Consider the following 15,916-nt stretch of genomic DNA (forward strand, 5'->3'; position numbering starts at 1 on the left):
CCGGCCTGGTCAGGGCGTGCGCCATTTCTCGTCGGTCAGCAGGGTGCTGGCCTGCGGGCCCATCAGGAGCATGCCGCCGTCCACCAGGTACGACGCGCCGGTGACGTAGCTCGCCTCCGGCGCGGCGAGAAACGCGACCACGGCGGCGACCTCCTTCGCGTGCCCGGTTCGGCCCAGCGGCACGCCGGGGCGGGACTGCTCGCGGGGATCGACGTCTTCCTGACCGGTCATCGGTGTGGAGATCTCGCCCGGCGCCACCGAATTGACGGTGATGTCGTGTTCGGCGAGTTCCAGCGCCAGCACTTTCGTCAGTGCGCCGAGCCCCGCTTTGGCCGCGCAGTACGGCGCGGCGCCCACCCGGGGAACGTGTTCGTGCACGCTGGTGATGTTGATGATCCTGCCACCGGTACCAGCGGCGATCATGTGCGCGGCGGCGCGCTGGGAGCAGAGGAACGCCCCGTCCAGGTCCACCGCCAGCACGTGCCGCCAGGTGTCGAAGTCCATGTCCATCGCCTTCTGCGCCGAGCCGGTTCCCGCGCAGTTCACCAGCACGTCGAGGCCACCGAGTTCGTCGGCGAGTTCATCGATCACCGACCCGGCCGACAACGGGTCGGCCAGGTCGAGACGGCGCACGGCGGCGGTTCTGCCCTGTTCGCGCACCTGGGCCGCGGTGTCCTCCGCACCGCGCCGGTCGCTGTGGAAGGTCAGTCCGACATCGGTGCCGCCCGCCGCGAGCGTGACGGCGATCGCGGCGCCGATGCCGGAGTCTCCCCCGGTCACCACTGCTCGACGCGGAGTGCCCGCTCGTTCTTCCGGAAGTGGAGCTGTAGTAGCCATGTCCCGCGACTACCCGGGCGGGTCCGGACCACACCCGTGCCTGCGGAACACCCGGTCGCGACGAATTGCCGCGCGACACCGACCTCGACGCCGGGCAGTTGACCAGCCAGAACCGAACATTCTTTCCCGGCGCGGGGGTACCCGCGCTGTGGAAAGGAGATGGCCATGCCGGACCCAGACGGCGACGACATGGCGGCGCCGACGGCCGAACAGTTCACGCGAGCCGTCCTGCGCGCCGCCGCGAAACCCGAACGCATCGCCTCGGTGGTGGAACTGGTCGTGGGCGACCGCATCGAGGCGGGGCCGATCAGGGTGGGTCCGGCGCGCCTCGCGGTCGCGGCCGTGGAAGGCCGGCCGGGGATCGTGCGTGCCGCCCCCTGCGAAGCCGACGGCTGGGATGTCGGCGTGGAGGTGCCGGTCATGCTGCGGCTGCGGATCAGCGTGATCGGTGTCGTCGCCCGTTTCGCGGGCGCCGTCGCCGTTCGCCTGCGTTTCGCCTTGGTGCCGGAGAACGCGTGCACGCTGCTGGTACAGACCGAGGACGTGGGAACCGAACACGTCGACGTGGAAATCCTCCCGCTGGATCGGGCCGCCAAGGTGATCGGCCGTATCGGCGACGTCCGCGGCGTGGTCGCCGAGCACATCGTCGCCTACCTGCGTGAGCTGCTCAGCAGCCAGGAGGTGCGCGAGATCCGGCGCATCGACGTCGGCGAACTGATCGACCGCGCGTGGGACTACGGCCTGCTCCTCCCGCCTGCCCTCTCCGGTCGCGACGGAACCGCGCGGCGCGGCGCATGAAGGTCGTGATCACCGGCGCGAGCGGCAACGTCGGGACGGCGCTGTTGCGGGCACTGGCTGCGGACGACTGCGAGATCGTTGGTATCGCCCGTCGCCTACCGGATCGCGCCAGGGAACCCTACGCGGGGGTGCGGTGGGTGTCCTGCGATATCGGCACCGCCCACGCGGCCGAGACCCTGCGGGCGGCCTGTACCGGCGCCGACGTTCTGGTGCATCTGGCGTGGGCGATTCATCCGCGCCGCGGTGACCCGCCGCTGCGCAGGACCAACCTGCTCGGCACGGAAAATGTGCTGCGCGCCGCGGCGCGGACGGCGGTGCCCCAGGTCATCGCCGCCTCCTCCTGCGCCGCCTACGCCCCGGCCGAACGATGGCGGCGGGTATCGGAGGATTGGCGGCTGTCCGGCGTGCCCGGCAGCGCGTACAGCTCGGGCAAGGCGGAGTTGGAAGCGCAGCTGGACACCTTCGCGGCGCGCCACCCGGACATCCGTACGGCGCGCATCCGTCCGTGCGGCATCGCCCAGGCCGAGGCCGCCGCGGAACTGGCGGACTGGATCCTGCCACCGTGGCTGCCGCGACGGCTGGTCGGCGGGCGCCTGACGCCCGTGCCGTTGTGGCGCGACCTGCGGCTGCAACTGGTGCACAGCGCGGATGTGGCCGCGGCGATCCGGCGGATAGCGCACCAGCCTGCGTCCGGGGCGTTCAATCTCGCCGCCGAACCGGCCCTGGGCGCGGACGCGCTCGCTGCCATGGTCGGCGGCTTCCGTCTGCCCGCGCATCGGCGTGCGCTTCATGCCGCCGCGTGGACCGGATGGCGCGCCGGGCTGCTGCCGTTGCATCCGGCGTGGCTGACCTTGGCCGACCGCGCGTGCCTGGTCGACTCGTCCAAGGCCCGGCGCGAACTCGGCTGAGTGCCTCGTTTCGCCGCTCCCGAGACCTGCGCGGAGCTGGTTTCGGCCATGCGCGCCGCCCGCACCGGTCACAGCCCGCCGCTGGCCCCCGACCGCAAGACACGGCTCGGGCGTCCGTCGCACCAGGATCAGCGACCCGGCGGCAGCCACCGGCACTGACCGCCGGAAACCCGGCATGACAAGGGGGTTGTCGCCCCTTGCCGCATCTCGTGTCGCTGCGAGCGACGGGTGATTCGAACCCGTATCGTCGCCAGCGAACAAGCAACGCGTCTCTTGCTCGTCGTGCGCTGGGATCAGGCAGTGAAAGCCATTTCGAACAGCCGACCATATTGGTAAGGAGAGCGATGTTCACCCATAACAAGGATCTCCAGTTCGAAGTTCGCGTGGACCGTCCGGATCCGCGCTTCGCGACTCTGTTGCAAGAACAATTCGGTGGCGCCAACGGGGAATTGAAGGCCGCCATGCAATATTTCAACCAGGCGTTCATGCTGCGTGGCAAGCATCCGAAAACCTACGACCTGTTCATGGACATCGCCACCGAGGAACTCAGCCATCTCGAGATCGTCGGCGCGATGATCACCATGCTGCTCGACGGGCTCAACGACGATCTGAAGCAGGCCAACGAGCGGTGCGACTGGATGCCGATGGTGTCGACCTCCGCTGGACGTGACCAGGTCATCCATCAGGTCGCGGTGAACCCGCTGTATTTCTCGCTCAGTGGCGGCGGCCCCGTCGTGAAGGACTCCGCGGGTGTGCCGTGGTCGGGTTCCTATGTCGACGCCAACGGTGAGCCTTCGGTCGATCTGCGCAGCAATCTCGCGGCGGAGTCACGCGCCAAGATCGTGTACGAGTATCTCAAGCAGTTCACCGACGACCCCGGTGTGCAGGACACGCTCTCGTTCTTGATGACTCGCGAGATCGCCCACTTCCAGCAGTTCACCGCCGCGCTGAACGAATTGCCGGTCAACTTCCCGCCCGGTGCGCTGCCCGGCGACGATCGGTTCCAGAACGTGGCGTTCAATATGTCCAACGGCGCCGCGAGCGCCCGCGGTCCCTGGAACGAAGGGCAGGGGCCGTGGCCGTCGGGCACGGAATGGCGCTACATCGACAATCCGGTCAGCGAGTGGCTCGACTCCGACGAGCGCGTCAATCACGGCGCGGAGACCAACCCGCAAGGCGAGCCCGCGGTTCAGGGCACCAAACCGTTCACCCACGAGTCGCACATCCCGGACTGACCTGTCCCGCGCCGACGGCGACGGGCCGACGGCGGCTCGGACGCGCAGCGACGCGGCGCGCGGCAGTTGGTGCCGCGCGCCGCGCCCGTCTCGCTCGCTGCTGGGGTCAGTGCCGCGGCTTGCTGATCATGTCTTTGGCGCGATCCATCATCGCGGCGAACGGGCCGACCAGGACGTTCGCGGTGGCCGATTCCACGCCGGGATGCGGGCGGGTCGGCGCCATCGTCTCCGCGAGTTCGACGGTTCTGCGCAACCTTTGCAGGGTTTCGTCGTCGAGTTCCGCGCGCAGCCGGTTGAATTCCTCCCGTTCCTCGTGGTCGGCGTGCGCCAGCACCGCTTCGCGCAATTTCGCCAGCCTGACCTGGAATTCCATCGAGCTGATGTCCAGCGACTCCATCTCGGCGAGTTGCTTTTTCGCCTTGTTCTCCTCTTCCAGCCGCGCATCGATGATGGATGCGCCGTCGCCGAGTTCACGCCGGGCGCGCGGGTGGATGATCTCTTCTTCCGCGGTCTCGTGCACCGCGAGCAGGCGCCGCAATTCGAAGAATTTGCTCTCGCGCTCGACGGGATCGGAGGTGCCTGCGGTTTCGGCGAACAATTGCCGGATCCGGCCGTGCTGGTCGACGAGGAAATCGATGGCGTCGGTGGTCGAATCGATCGTGGTTGCCATGGGTTACCTCCCTCGGGCGATCTGACGGACTGCGTCCGTCGCTGCGGTACCCGGCAGTGCGCACGTGAAACCGCCCGGCAGGCCGGTTACGTGCTCGCCCTGCCCACGATGGGAGCGGGATATACCGAGGTCGGCACGCTGTGCCGCCACGGGTGGTGAATCTCCGAGCCCGGCAGGGAAGCCAGTTCCGGAATCCAGCGCCGCACGTAGTTCCCCTCGGGGTCGTAGCGTTCGGCGGTGCCGACGGCTCCCGGGTCCAGACGTCCCACCTGCTGCCAGGTGAAGCGGTCGCTGGCGGCGTCGTCGAGCAGCCACCGGCGGAAGTGTTCGGCGCCGACCCGCCAGTCCACCCGCAGCGTCGTGGTGAGGAAACTGGCCGCGATCACCCGGGCGCGCTCCGGCATCCATCCCTGCGCGGCCAGCTGCCGCATGCCCGCGTCGACGATCGGGTATCCGGTGCGACCGTCGCGCCAGGCGCCGACCATCACCGGGTCGTGCGCCTGCCGCTCGCCCTGGCCGTCATCGGACCGCGCGATGTCGGCCCGGGCGACGAGGAACTGCAGATGGAAGTCGCGCCGGGCGAGCTGGCGAAGGAAGGCGCGCCCGTCCGTGGTCGCCATGTCGGTGTGGTACACCATTTCGGCGGCGGACAGGCACCCGAAATGCAGGTACGGCGACAGTCGGGCGCAGCCCTCCCTGGTCAGTTCACCGGTGGCCCGGCCGCGCGGTTGTCGCCGGTCGGCGAGGCAGCCCCGCCACAGCGCACGGCCGGTGATCTCGCCTCCGACCGCCAGCTGCGGTGAAATGGCCGTGTCGCCGAGTTCGTCGAATCTCGGCACGGGATCGCTGTCGATGCGCGGAACGATCAATTCCGTCGGCTCGGCCAGCGGTCGCCGCTTCGGTGCCGACAGCCATCGGCGAAAGTAGGTCGCGAAGTCCGGAACCTCGTCGTCGGGGCGGTGCGGACCGCAGTCGGCGGGATCCACGGCGGTGAGGGTGGCCGGATGGGTGTGCAGCAGGCAACTGCGCCGCGCCAGCCGTTCGCTCAACGCCCGCAGGCGGCAGCGGCCGGACCAGGCGGCGTCCTCGGCGATGTGAACGCTGTCGGCGTGCACCTGTGCCGCCACCCGATCCACCGCCTCGACGTAGTCACCATGGCGGACCACCAGTTGGCCACCGGCACAGCGAAGTTCGGCGTCGAGTTCGGCGAGCGCGGCGGAAAGGAAGCGAAGTTTGTTGCCCGCGGGCCTGGCGCTGCCGACGAGACGGTCGTCGACGACGTAGAGCGGAACCACCGCCGCGCCCTCGCGTACGGCGGCCGTCAAGGCCGGATTGTCGTGGACGCGCAGGTCACGGGTGAAAAGTGCGATTGTTACGGCCATTCGAAATTCTCGACGACAGGCCTCCGTCGCGCGGATCGGCGACGGCGGTATCGGACATTCGGCGGCGTGCCACGCCGATTCGGAGCGGTATCGGAGTAACGAGCTTTACGCCAATGCTGCGGGACGGCGGCTGCCATGTCAAGTTCGGCCTGCGGGTCACGTGCGCTGGATCAGTGTTCCCGGAACAGATCGGTGAGCCAGGGCTCCAGGTCGGCGCTCAACGCGGTCAGATCCGGCTCCGGCGACTCGTCGAGCGCATCGGCGGTGAGTTGCCGCACGGCGTAGACGACGCCCATGTACGCCGTGACCGAAAGCAGTGGCTGCCGATTCGCGGTCGCCTTCTGCACCAGAGCGCGGATGTACTCGGCGAACAGCCGGATCGACTTTCGTCTGCGCCGCCGGGCGGCGGGCCCGAGGCCGTCGATCTCCACCTGGTAGGCCCGCGCCACGACCAGGTCGTTCTGCAGGGAGCCGAGGTACTGGCCGAGGGCGTCGGCGACGATGGACCTGCGGTCTCGGCCCTTGATGTCCGCGCCCGTCAGTTGCCGCAGCAGCACCTGGATGAAGCGGTCGTAGCCCGCGAACACGCATTCGTCCTTGTTGGCGAAGGCGTCGTAGAAAGCCGCCAGCGAGACGCCAGCCCGCTTGGCGATGTCGGTGGGGCCGAACCCGGCGTAACCGCGGGCGGCGAGCAATTCGGTCACCGCGACCAGCAGCCGTTCCCGCTGCGCCGCCATCACCTGCTCGCGCCCCAGATTGTGCCGTCCCCGCGGCAGCGCGGCGGGAAGTGTGAAGAACACTCCGTCTCGCACCGGGACGATCGGTGCGTCGGCGTCGGCGGGCGCGGCGGACACCTCTGCAGACTACCGAGCCACCCGGTCGGGTATGGGTGCGGCCGCAGTGGGTAGCCGCAGTACATGACCGACACACCACTCGCACTGGTCACCGGAGCATCCAGCGGTATCGGGTTCGAACTGGCCCGGCAGTTCATCGCACACGGCTACGACGTCGTGATCGCGGCGGAAGACGAGGACATCAAGACCGCCGCGGCCGCGCTGCACGACCCGCGGCACGACGTGCGGCCGGTGCAGGTCGACCTGCGTACCGCCGAGGGGGTGGAACAACTGTATCGGGCGGCCACCGAGAACGACCGCACGCCGGACGCCGTAGCCCTGAACGCGGGAATCGGGCGCGGAGGCGCCTTCGTGGAGACGGACCTCGACGACGAACTGGCCGTCATCGACCTCGACATCCGCTCGACGGTGCACCTGACCAAGCTCGTCCTGCGCGACATGGTCGATCGCAACGACGGCAAACTTCTGTTCACCTCCTCCATCGCCGCCACGATGCCGGGCGCACGCCAGGCGGTGTACAACGCGTCGAAATCCTTCATCCAGTCGTTCGCGAAAGCGTTGCGTGAAGAACTGCGCGACACGGATGTCACCGTGACCGCCCTGCTGCCGGGCCCGACCGACACCGACTTCTTCCGCCGTGCCGGAATGCTGGCCACTCGCATCGGCCGGTTGCCCAAGGACGATCCCGCCGATGTGGCGCGCCAGGGCGTCGACGCCCTGCTCAGCGGCAGGCAGCAGATCTTCGCCGCCTCGCTGCTGACGAAGGCGTTCGGCCTCGCCAACCATGTGCTGCCCGACGCGGTCAAGGCCAAGGCCAACCGCATCATCTCCGAACCCGCGCGGTCCGGCGCGCGGTGAAATCGGTTCGGCTGGCACCGCTTCCCGACCACGGCGTGGCCCGGCCCCGTCGCCGGGCCCGGGCCACGCGCAGCGGTCAGCCGAGCGGCAGCTCCAGGCAGGACGGGGCGCCATGCGGCGCGCTGATGGTGATCGTCGCGCCCACCTTGTTGGCGCTGGAGTAGAGCGGATCCATGCCGTCGAGCACCAGCATCAGCCGATGGCCGTCGGGCACGTCGTAGGCGGCCGCTTGCAGCTCCCACGAAACGGTGGCGGGCAGGGCCGAATCGGTGGTCTTCGGCTCGTGCGTGATGATCCGGGCGGTGCCGCTCTCGTCGACATCGAGCAGATAGGCGATCACCGTCGCGGTCTCTTCGCTGCTGTCGATGGTCACCTGCACCCGGGGAATGCCGCGGATCTGCCTCGCGACGCCGCCGCGCGACGCGAGCAGCGGCCCCGTCGACCACACGAGGGCATGGTCGCCGTCGATCTCATCGATCCGATAGATCTTCGGATTGCCGGACCATTCCTGCTGTCCCGTCGTCATGAGCTTGTCCATCGCGACGACCTCCGGCTCCTCGCCCACCGTGAAACTACGCTCCCATCCGGTCGCGAGATCGTGGGTCAGTGCGCCCTCGCCTCCCTCGCGCACATCGGTCAAGTTCAGCACTTCCGTGTCGGTGGTGACGTCGGCCCACGACGCCTTCTCCTCCCGCCGCGCCGGTTCGACGATCACGTTCTGGCCCTCCCCGGCTCCGGGAGTGGTCACGTAGGTGAACATGACCTGGTTGCTGATCTCCGGCCACGCGTCCACGCCGTTGTCCTCGCCCTTGAGGTGGTGATCGAGCCAGGCGTATGCCTCCCGTAGCGGCACGTTCGGTCCCGCGCCTGGCATGGGTGGCGCGATCAAACCGGGGCCTTCCGGCGCCGCGTGATCGCCGATCCACATGTTCAGCCGTTTCGGCCGAGGCAGCTTCTCGAAGGTCTCCAGAACCTGGTTCACCGGGAAAAGGCCCTCGTGCCAGGTATTGGAGAAGAAGGTGGGGATCTCGCGGGAGCCGACATAGCTCTCCGGCGCCCGTTCGGTGCCCCAGTCGACGACCGGGTCCATGTCCACGCCCTCGTCGAACTTGGCCAGGATCTCCAGCGCCTCTTCGTCGAACTTCTCCGCCTGCTCGCCGCCGGTCAGGCCGATCAGTCCCTCGACGGCCTTCAGATGGCGGGTGCCGTTGTCGTACAAGCTGGTGGCGAGATTGCCCCAGGTGCTGAGGGCCACGACGACGTCGACCCGGTCGTCGTGCGCGGCCACGAGCTGGCTGATGCCCGAGCCGTACGACTCACCCATGAACGCGATGCCGCTGGGATCGAGCGCGTCCAGCGCGTAGTCGAGCACCTTCTTGCCGTCGGCCCGGTCCCAGGGACCTGCGACGTCGACGGTGCCTTCGGACGTGCCGAACCACGGCAGGTCGGTTCCCGGTACGGCGGTCCACCCGATGCCGCGCGGCGTGTAGGCCAGCACGTGGTAGCCCTTCGACGCGAGGGTGAGATAGGCGTACTCGAACAAAGGCCACCCGACGGGTGTCCACCCGGCGGGGAAGACCACCAGCGGGCACGGCCGGGTGGTGGTCTGCCGCAGCAGGTGCGCCGACAGTCCGACCCCTCTCGCCCCTTCGATGCGCGGGAACGTCGGCACGGCGACGTTCAGCGCCCGGTCAACCAGCTCGGCCACATCGTCGGGCACCAGTCCCCTGCCGCTGCGCTTCTGCACGGCGCTGACCAAGTTCGACGCGAACTGCACTGCTTCCGGGCGCACCTGCCCCTCGGCGTCCCATGGCCCTCTGGCCGCGATCCGGGCCAGCTGCTCGGACGTGGTCCCGACGATCGGATCTGCTTGCGACATCGGCGTCATCGATCCTTCCTGCCAGTTGCTGCGGAACTGCGGACCGCAGCAGCCTGACACGACACCCACCGCGGCCCGTCCGGATCCGACAATGCGTATCCCGTTCGCAACAGACCATTGACCAGCGCAAACGTTGCAAGATTCGACTACCTGCCCGGCTGCATCGCCGACCTCCGCGCATAGTCGCGAGCCAGGCGAACGTGCAGCGAGTGCGCACCGGGCGGACCGAACCCGCCCAGCAAGCGGCGACTGACCCGCCTGCGTCCCACCGACCGCTGTGACAGTCGGGGAAGTGCGTGAGCCTGCCGACGCGGCAACCGGAACCGTGCGGTTGCGCCGTCCACCATCGGGTGACGAAACCGGCGATCGCCGCTTGCCGCGCCGGCGGCGCTCACTGTTTCTCCGAGCCCAGTTTCACCGGAATCGACAGCGGGCCGACGGTGAAGAACGACGGCGAGTACGGGATGGTCTTCGGGTCGATGGCGAGTTCGAGGTTCGGCAGCCGACGGTAGAGCGAGGCGAGCGCGAGACGCCCTTCCAAGCGGGCCAGGCCGGCGCCGATGCAGTACCGCGGCCCGTGACCGAATCCGAGATGTCCGCCGCGCTGCTCCCTGGTGATGTCGAACTCGTTCGCGGTCTCGCCGTACTCGGCCGGGTCGATTCCGCAGGCCTGGTAGGCGACGCCCACCGCCTGCCCCTTGGGGATGGCGACGCCGGCCACGGTCACGTCGGTCAGCGTGAACCGCCAGCTCGTCATCATCACCGAATGGCGGTAGCGCACGGTCTCTTCGACCACGTCGGCCCACCGGTCTTCCGCCTTGGCGAGCGCGAGCTGCTCCGGGTGTTGCGACAGCGCCAGGATGGCGTAGCCGAGCAGGTGCACCGTGGTCTCGTGACCGGCGACCAGCATGATCCACAGGACGGCGACCAGTTCGTCGGCAGTGAGCTTGTCGTCCCGGTCACGGGCTTGGACCAGACCTGTCGTGAGGTCGTCGCCTGGCTGCTCCTGTTTCCGGTCCGCCAGTTCGTACAGGTACGTCATCAGCGAGTTCTGCGTCGCGAACGCCTCCTCCGGCGGCGTGGTGTGCGCCAGGAGGGTGGCGGTCCAGCGACGCAGCCGATCCCGCTCCGGCTCCGGCACCCCGAACAGCTCGCAGATCACCGCCATGGGCAGCGCTTCGGTGAAGGTGGGCACCAGATCGACGCCGTCACCCGCGGCGACCACCTCGTCCAGCAAGCGGTCGATGATCGCCTGGATGCGCGGCTCCAGCGCCTGCACCCGGCCCGGGGTGAACGCCTTGCTGATCAGGCCGCGCAACCGCCGGTGGTCGTCGCCGTCCTTGGTGGACAGATGATCGCCCTGCACGACCGCGCGCAGCGGCCAGTCCTCCGGAATCGAACCGTCGTGCAGGGCGGGCCAGTGCTTCGGATCCCGGGCGAAGGTCTTGTTGTCCCCGGCGAGGATCTCGCGCACCGCCTCGTGCGTCAGGGCCAGGTAGGCGGGCACGCCGCCGGGGAACTCCACCTCGACCACCGGCGCGATCTCCCGGAGCCGGATGCAGGTGTCCAGCAGATCCTCGTTCGCCGCGGGGAATGCGGGCAGGCTGGTTGTCATCGGTTTCCCTTCTGCGCGTTTGCCCTCCGACCGTCGTGACGACGGTCGTGCACGAGTATCGAGGCGAGACCGCCTGGACCACCGGCCGATCGATGATTCGTGCCTCCAACCCGAAACTCGGCGGCGCAAAACGGAAGTCCGGTGACCGTGCCCGGCCCGGCGCCGCGGGCGCGCGGTCCCGGCAGGCATTAGGGTGGCGGTGTTCGGAGATGTCCGTGGGCGGCCGGGAGGAAATGGTGGAACCGAAGACGGTGCTGGGGCGTGGCGTGCGCGCGGTGAACGCCGGGGTGGTCGCCCTGCTGAGCGCGCCGGTGCTCGGACGGCTGTTGGGCAGGGGATTCGTGGTGATCACCTATGTGGGCCGCCGGTCCGGGCGGACGTTCAGCACACCGGTCAACTACCGGCGAAAGGGAGACGAGCTCGTCATCGGCGTCGCTATGCCGGACAAGAAGTCCTGGTGGCGCAACTTCCTCGGTGCGGGCGGCCCGATCACCCTGCACCTGGACGGCGCCGACCGGCACGGGCATGCGGTGGCGCACCGCGACGAACGCGGCCGCGTTCTCGTCGAAGTGCGGCTCGACGCGAACTGATCCGCCCCCTTCTCGCATCGGCGGCACGGCGCCGAAAGCGACGCAGGCGCTGTCGCCCTGCGAAGCACGGGACGCCGGATCGAACACCGCGTCACTCGAATGGTGGAGCGCCGCTGCTGATACCAATGCCGAGACGAACTCTAAAGTGCGTGTGCGGCAACGGCTTCGAAAAGCCCTAGACGCTCGCCGACGGCTTCATCTGGGCGATGATCGCCGCCCCCATCCACCGGCGTAGATAGCGCCGCAGCTCGTCTTCGCCGCGCGGTGGATTGCCCGGGGAGACGAAGAACGACTGCATCGTGCGCAGGACGTATTCGACCAGCTCGTGCAGCGACGCGTCGTCGTATCCGTAACGCTCCCAATCGACGTCGAAGCGCTTGATCATCGTCATGCCGAAGGCCTGCGCCTCTTCGGAGGTCAGGCTCTCGGGATGGACGTTGGAGTACGTGCTCGACAGCAGAATGCCGAGATGAGGCGTGCGACGAACCTCGGCGAGGGTGTACACCACCGCCTCGGTCATCGCTTCCACGGCGTCCTCGATCCCGCTGACGTGCTCGGTCAGCCGGTCGAGGAACCCGTCGACCGACGCTATCGCCGCCGCGGTCATCAGCGCGTCGGCACTGGGAAAGTACCGGTAGACCGTCTGCCGGATGACACCGAGCGACTCCGCGACGTCGGCGATGCTGATCTCCGAACCCGTCCGCCCGATCAGTTCGACCGCGGCGGCGACGATGCGACGCGAGGCTTCCTCGTCGTCCTTCGGCGGGCTCCCGCCCCACCCACGCCTTCCTGCCACTGCCCGCTTCCTCGACTCGAAGCCTGTCGCTTGCGAACGCCCTGCTGGAGAGCCTGCCGACCATCCAGGTCAGGGGCTCGACCGTATCACAACATTGCCGGTTCTCGGTTCCAGCGCCGATTCTGATCATACACTTGGACAGTTGTGTGTATGATCACTGCGACATGGCCCGGCGCGCCGGAATGCGCCGCCGGGCCGGTTCGTTTCGGAAAGTCGAGGTTCAGCCCAGTGACCGATCTTCAAGTCCGGAAGATGCGCTTCGCATTCGCCGACTACGACGTGCCCTTCTTGTGGAACGAGGAGAACCCGGCCTTCTCCTCGATGGCCAACGCGGTGTCCTTCCTGGCGATCGGCTTCGAGAAGATGATCGTCAACATGATTCGCGAGGCCATGCCCCTGATCACCGATCCGGCGGTGGCCGAGGAAGCCGACGCGTTCGTGCGCCAGGAGGGGCAGCATTCCACCGCCCACCGCCAGCACGCCAACGCTCTGATCCGGCGCTATCCGGGGTTGCAGGAGACGCTCAACGAAGTGATCGCGGAATTCGACCGCCTCACCGTGCACACGTCGGTCGAATACCGGCTGGCCTACACCGCCGATCTCGAGGCGACGTTCACCCCGGTGTTCAAACTCATGCTCGACAACGACTCGACCTTGTTCCGGCCGGGCGACGACCGGGTGGCGTCGCTGTTCATCTGGCACTTCGTCGAAGAGGTCGAGCATCGCAGCTCCGCGCTGATCATTTTCGACTCCGTCGTCGGCAGCGATGTGTACCGGATGCGCATGGCGCCGTCGATCTTCCGTCATGTGTTGAAGGTGATCCGGTTGGCCTGCGCTGGCTTCAACGAGCATGTCCCGCTGGAAGAACGGAAGGTCGACGCGCTGTCGATGTTCGCGAACTACCGGCGCAGGCAGAAACTGCGCAAGTGGTTGCCGTTCCTGCACGCCGAGGACAACGGCCCGATGCCGCGCGCGTTCGACCACCTGCCGCTCCGTGAGCAGCTCGTCGCGCTCGTGGGCGTCATCCGCAGTCAGTTGCCGAAGCACAATCCGGACCACGAGAAGCTGCCCGCGCTGGCCGATGTGTGGTTCGAACGCTACGCGGCCGGCTACGACGTCTCGCACTGGTACACCGCCGAGTCGGCCGCACGCTAGGAGCCGGACCGATGGCTGATCATTGCGCACCCACGTTCGACCGGCTCGCGACCGCGCTCGGCTTCTCCTGCGAGGAGGCAGGCGGACCGGTCGAAGTGCGGAACCCTTTCGCGTTGGAGAACTGGACGCTGCCCGTCCTCGAATGCACGATCGTCCTCGGCGCGGTGCTCGCCCTGGTCTACGCGGTCGTGCGGCTGCGCCGCCACGGCGATCCCACCAACCTGGCGCTCTGGTTCGGGGCGACCGCGTACCTGTTCATCATCGAGCCGCCGCTGTACTTTCCCGCGGCGTTCGGCATCGACGCGCACGTCGACACGATGTTCGCGCACAACCTGTTCACCGTGGAATTCCTCTGGGGCCGACTGCCGCTCTACATCGTCGCGATTTACCCGTTCATGGCCACGCTCGCGTTCGAAATGGTCAGGATGCTCGGGGTGTTCCGGCGATACGGGGTTCTCGCCGGATCGGTGTGCGTGGGTTTCGTCCACCACGCCTTCTATGAGATCTTCGATCATCTCGGCCCGCAGCTGCGGTGGTGGGAATGGTCGGTCGACAACCCGATCAATCAGCCGATGTTCGATTCGGTGCCGCTGCCGAGCGTGGTCGTCTTCGCCGCGCTGTGGCCGATGTCCCTCGCGTTCTGTGTCCAGCTGTTCGTCGGCCGTCACGTCGACAGGGGGCGAACCTTCTCCGGATGGCAACTGGCCGGGCGCACGATCGTCGTCGGCGTGCTCGCGTCGCTGGGCACCGCCGTGCTCCCCATCCCCGCGACGGTCTTCGGCATGGGCAGCACCACGGTGCGCGGCGTGCTCTACGCCGCCGAGCTGGTCGTCGTCTGCGTTGCCGCGGTGCTGATCCTCACCCGCCAGTGGTCGCGGCTGCGGCGCGGCGACTCGGGTGCGGCGCCTTACACGAACGACTTCGTCCGCGGGTACGGCATCGTGTATCTGGGGGTGATGGCAGTGCTCTGGGCGACCGCGCTGCCCGATTTCTTCGGCGCCGTCGACGGTGTGACCAGCGCAGGCGACCCCGTCGGGAATCTCTGGTACACGATCGCGTGTTTCGTTGTCGCGCTGTTGTGCCTGGTCGCCGTCTGGACGGTACCCCGGAGGAAGACAGCCGAGAGCGCTCCTTCTCCGGCGCCGGAATCGGCGGTGAACTCCACGGCCTAGCGCCGAGCGCTTGCGGTAGCGCCGGGCGGTCCCCGGACCGGGTGTGACGCCCGGCTCGCTCGGGACTTTCCTGGCCGGTGTCCGGGTTGTACGAGGGGCCGATATGAGGAGGTCATGTGGCACGGGAGTACAACCGGAATCCCGCGGCGGTCGCCGCCCTGTCCCCTGAGCAGTATCACGTCACTCAGGAGAACGGGACCGAGCGGGCGTTCACGGGCGAGTACTGGGACAACCACGAGCCGGGCATCTACGTGGATGTGGTGTCCGGTGAGCCGTTGTTCGCCTCGGTCGACAAGTTCGACAGCGGAACCGGGTGGCCGAGTTTCACCAAGCCGATCGAAACCGCGAACGTGGTGGAAAAGCGGGACTTCAGTCATCTGATGGTCCGCACCGAGGTGCGTTCGGCGCACGGTGACAGCCATCTCGGACACGTGTTCACCGACGGCCCCCGCGCCGCGGGCGGCCTGCGGTACTGCATCAATTCGAAGGCGCTGCGGTTCATCCACCTCGACGACCTCGAGGCGGAAGGCTATGGGCAGTACAGGACTCTCTTCGCGAAGGAGGAGGCGTGACCGACACGCGCAAGGCGATTCTGGCCGGTGGATGCTTCTGGGGCATGCAGGACCTGATCCGCAAGCAGCCGGGAGTGGTGTCGACCCGCGTCGGCTACACCGGTGGACGCAACGACCATCCCACCTACCGCAACCACCCGGGCCACGCGGAGGCGATCGAGATCGTCTACGACCCGGCCCGGACGGACTACCGGGAACTGCTGGAGTTCTTCTTCCAGATCCACGATCCGACGACGAAGGACCGCCAGGGCAACGACATCGGAAGCAGCTACCGTTCGGCGATCTTCTATCTCGATGGCGACCAGAAGCGCGTCGCCCTGGACACCATCGCCGATGTGGACGCCTCCGGTCTGTGGCCCGGCAAGGTGGTCACCGAGGTGACCCCGGCGAGTGCGTTCTGGGAGGCCGAGCCGGAGCACCAGGACTACCTGCTGCGTTACCCCGAGGGGTACACCTGCCACTTCCCCCGGCCGGGCTGGAAGCTGCCGAAGCGGCAGACCACCGCTCAGTAGAAGCCGCCGAGTTCGGCGGGACCGCGTTTCGGCCCCGCCGAGCCGAGGCAACACAAACGACTGCGCCACCCCACCCGGGTGGC

General features: G+C 68.1%; 16 protein-coding genes. 9 read left to right on the forward strand and 7 right to left on the reverse strand.

What is annotated here, in order from left to right:
• Positions 1–9: 9 nt before the first annotated feature.
• Complete coding sequence (locus tag NB3_RS07575; RefSeq protein ID WP_067798623.1) at positions 10–837, reverse strand: SDR family oxidoreductase; 828 nt, start codon at positions 835–837, stop codon at positions 10–12.
• Between the two features lie 165 nt (positions 838–1,002).
• Here NB3_RS07575 and NB3_RS07580 point away from each other — a divergent pair, with 165 nt between their 5' ends.
• The 3 genes from NB3_RS07580 (at position 1,003) to NB3_RS07590 (ending at position 3,778) form a co-directional block, all read left to right on the forward strand.
• Positions 1,003–1,635 (forward strand): hypothetical protein, encoded by a 633-nt coding sequence (locus NB3_RS07580; RefSeq protein ID WP_157111617.1) that lies wholly within the window; start codon positions 1,003–1,005, stop codon positions 1,633–1,635.
• Positions 1,632–2,543, forward strand: a complete 912-nt coding sequence (locus NB3_RS07585; protein WP_218020548.1) for an NAD-dependent epimerase/dehydratase family protein — start codon at positions 1,632–1,634, stop codon at positions 2,541–2,543. Before NB3_RS07580 ends, NB3_RS07585 begins: the two co-directional genes overlap by 4 nt.
• A 344-nt stretch (positions 2,544–2,887) precedes the next feature.
• Positions 2,888–3,778 carry a manganese catalase family protein gene (locus NB3_RS07590; RefSeq protein ID WP_067798629.1) on the forward strand — a complete coding sequence of 297 codons (891 nt, stop codon included), beginning with the start codon at positions 2,888–2,890 and terminating at the stop codon, positions 3,776–3,778.
• Positions 3,779–3,884: 106 nt separating this feature from the next.
• Here NB3_RS07590 and NB3_RS07595 read toward each other — a convergent pair whose 3' ends face one another.
• From NB3_RS07595 to NB3_RS07605, 3 genes are all read right to left on the reverse strand, one after another.
• On the reverse strand, positions 3,885–4,448 hold the full coding sequence (locus tag NB3_RS07595; RefSeq protein WP_067798632.1) for a hemerythrin domain-containing protein: 564 nt from the start codon (positions 4,446–4,448) through the stop codon (positions 3,885–3,887).
• Between the two features lie 86 nt (positions 4,449–4,534).
• A complete protein-coding gene (locus tag NB3_RS07600; protein ID WP_067798635.1) occupies positions 4,535–5,830 on the reverse strand; it encodes an FAD-binding domain-containing protein in 1,296 nt (431 codons plus the stop codon).
• 170 nt (positions 5,831–6,000) lie between these two features.
• The gene (locus NB3_RS07605) at positions 6,001–6,684 is read right to left on the reverse strand and encodes a TetR/AcrR family transcriptional regulator (protein ID WP_067798638.1); all 684 of its coding nucleotides are present in this window, start codon (positions 6,682–6,684) and stop codon (positions 6,001–6,003) included.
• A gap of 63 nt (positions 6,685–6,747) precedes the next feature.
• On the opposite strand from NB3_RS07605, the gene NB3_RS07610 reads away from it, so the two are divergent.
• A complete protein-coding gene (locus tag NB3_RS07610; RefSeq protein ID WP_067798641.1) occupies positions 6,748–7,542 on the forward strand; it encodes an SDR family NAD(P)-dependent oxidoreductase in 795 nt (264 codons plus the stop codon).
• Positions 7,543–7,618: 76 nt separating this feature from the next.
• On the opposite strand, the gene NB3_RS07615 is transcribed toward NB3_RS07610, so the two are convergent.
• A complete protein-coding gene (locus NB3_RS07615) occupies positions 7,619–9,421 on the reverse strand; it encodes an alpha/beta fold hydrolase (protein WP_218020549.1) in 1,803 nt (600 codons plus the stop codon).
• 391 nt (positions 9,422–9,812) lie between these two features.
• Positions 9,813–11,036 carry a cytochrome P450 family protein gene (locus NB3_RS07620; RefSeq protein ID WP_084485944.1) on the reverse strand — a complete coding sequence of 408 codons (1,224 nt, stop codon included), beginning with the start codon at positions 11,034–11,036 and terminating at the stop codon, positions 9,813–9,815.
• A 209-nt stretch (positions 11,037–11,245) separates the two neighbouring features.
• Here NB3_RS07620 and NB3_RS07625 point away from each other — a divergent pair, with 209 nt between their 5' ends.
• On the forward strand, positions 11,246–11,626 hold the full coding sequence (locus tag NB3_RS07625; protein ID WP_371855884.1) for a nitroreductase/quinone reductase family protein: 381 nt from the start codon (positions 11,246–11,248) through the stop codon (positions 11,624–11,626).
• A 175-nt stretch (positions 11,627–11,801) separates the two neighbouring features.
• Here NB3_RS07625 and NB3_RS07630 read toward each other — a convergent pair whose 3' ends face one another.
• Positions 11,802–12,422, reverse strand: coding sequence for a TetR/AcrR family transcriptional regulator (locus tag NB3_RS07630; protein WP_067798644.1), 621 nt, complete (start codon positions 12,420–12,422; stop codon positions 11,802–11,804).
• 228 nt (positions 12,423–12,650) lie between these two features.
• Here NB3_RS07630 and NB3_RS07635 point away from each other — a divergent pair, with 228 nt between their 5' ends.
• From NB3_RS07635 to msrA, 4 genes are all read left to right on the forward strand, one after another.
• A complete protein-coding gene (locus NB3_RS07635; protein WP_067798647.1) occupies positions 12,651–13,577 on the forward strand; it encodes a metal-dependent hydrolase in 927 nt (308 codons plus the stop codon).
• A gap of 11 nt (positions 13,578–13,588) precedes the next feature.
• On the forward strand, positions 13,589–14,749 hold the full coding sequence (locus NB3_RS07640) for a DUF7802 domain-containing protein (RefSeq protein ID WP_067798651.1): 1,161 nt from the start codon (positions 13,589–13,591) through the stop codon (positions 14,747–14,749).
• Positions 14,750–14,865: 116 nt separating this feature from the next.
• Positions 14,866–15,321: a peptide-methionine (R)-S-oxide reductase MsrB gene (gene msrB / locus NB3_RS07645; protein ID WP_067798654.1), complete on the forward strand. Its 456-nt coding sequence runs from the start codon at positions 14,866–14,868 to the stop codon at positions 15,319–15,321.
• Between the two features lie 44 nt (positions 15,322–15,365).
• The gene (msrA, locus tag NB3_RS07650; protein WP_371855885.1) at positions 15,366–15,833 is read left to right on the forward strand and encodes a peptide-methionine (S)-S-oxide reductase MsrA; all 468 of its coding nucleotides are present in this window, start codon (positions 15,366–15,368) and stop codon (positions 15,831–15,833) included.
• Positions 15,834–15,916: the final 83 nt, after the last annotated feature.

This window comes from Nocardia beijingensis NBRC 16342 (assembly GCF_001612785.1).
Classification (GTDB): domain Bacteria; phylum Actinomycetota; class Actinomycetes; order Mycobacteriales; family Mycobacteriaceae; genus Nocardia; species Nocardia beijingensis.

What these genes read in the sequence shown, in the direction of transcription:
- NB3_RS07575 (WP_067798623.1), bottom strand. Translation starts at nt 837, where the DNA reads ATGGCTACTACAGCTCCACTTCCGGAAGAACGAGCGGGCACTCCGCGT.
- NB3_RS07580 (WP_157111617.1), top strand. Translation starts at nt 1,003, where the DNA reads ATGCCGGACCCAGACGGCGACGACATGGCGGCGCCGACGGCCGAACAG.
- NB3_RS07585 (WP_218020548.1), top strand. Translation starts at nt 1,632, where the DNA reads ATGAAGGTCGTGATCACCGGCGCGAGCGGCAACGTCGGGACGGCGCTG.
- NB3_RS07590 (WP_067798629.1), top strand. Translation starts at nt 2,888, where the DNA reads ATGTTCACCCATAACAAGGATCTCCAGTTCGAAGTTCGCGTGGACCGT.
- NB3_RS07595 (WP_067798632.1), bottom strand. Translation starts at nt 4,448, where the DNA reads ATGGCAACCACGATCGATTCGACCACCGACGCCATCGATTTCCTCGTC.
- NB3_RS07600 (WP_067798635.1), bottom strand. Translation starts at nt 5,830, where the DNA reads ATGGCCGTAACAATCGCACTTTTCACCCGTGACCTGCGCGTCCACGAC.
- NB3_RS07610 (WP_067798641.1), top strand. Translation starts at nt 6,748, where the DNA reads ATGACCGACACACCACTCGCACTGGTCACCGGAGCATCCAGCGGTATC.
- NB3_RS07615 (WP_218020549.1), bottom strand. Translation starts at nt 9,421, where the DNA reads ATGTCGCAAGCAGATCCGATCGTCGGGACCACGTCCGAGCAGCTGGCC.
- NB3_RS07620 (WP_084485944.1), bottom strand. Translation starts at nt 11,036, where the DNA reads ATGACAACCAGCCTGCCCGCATTCCCCGCGGCGAACGAGGATCTGCTG.
- NB3_RS07625 (WP_371855884.1), top strand. Translation starts at nt 11,246, where the DNA reads ATGTCCGTGGGCGGCCGGGAGGAAATGGTGGAACCGAAGACGGTGCTG.
- NB3_RS07640 (WP_067798651.1), top strand. Translation starts at nt 13,589, where the DNA reads ATGGCTGATCATTGCGCACCCACGTTCGACCGGCTCGCGACCGCGCTC.
- msrA (WP_371855885.1), top strand. Translation starts at nt 15,366, where the DNA reads ATGCAGGACCTGATCCGCAAGCAGCCGGGAGTGGTGTCGACCCGCGTC.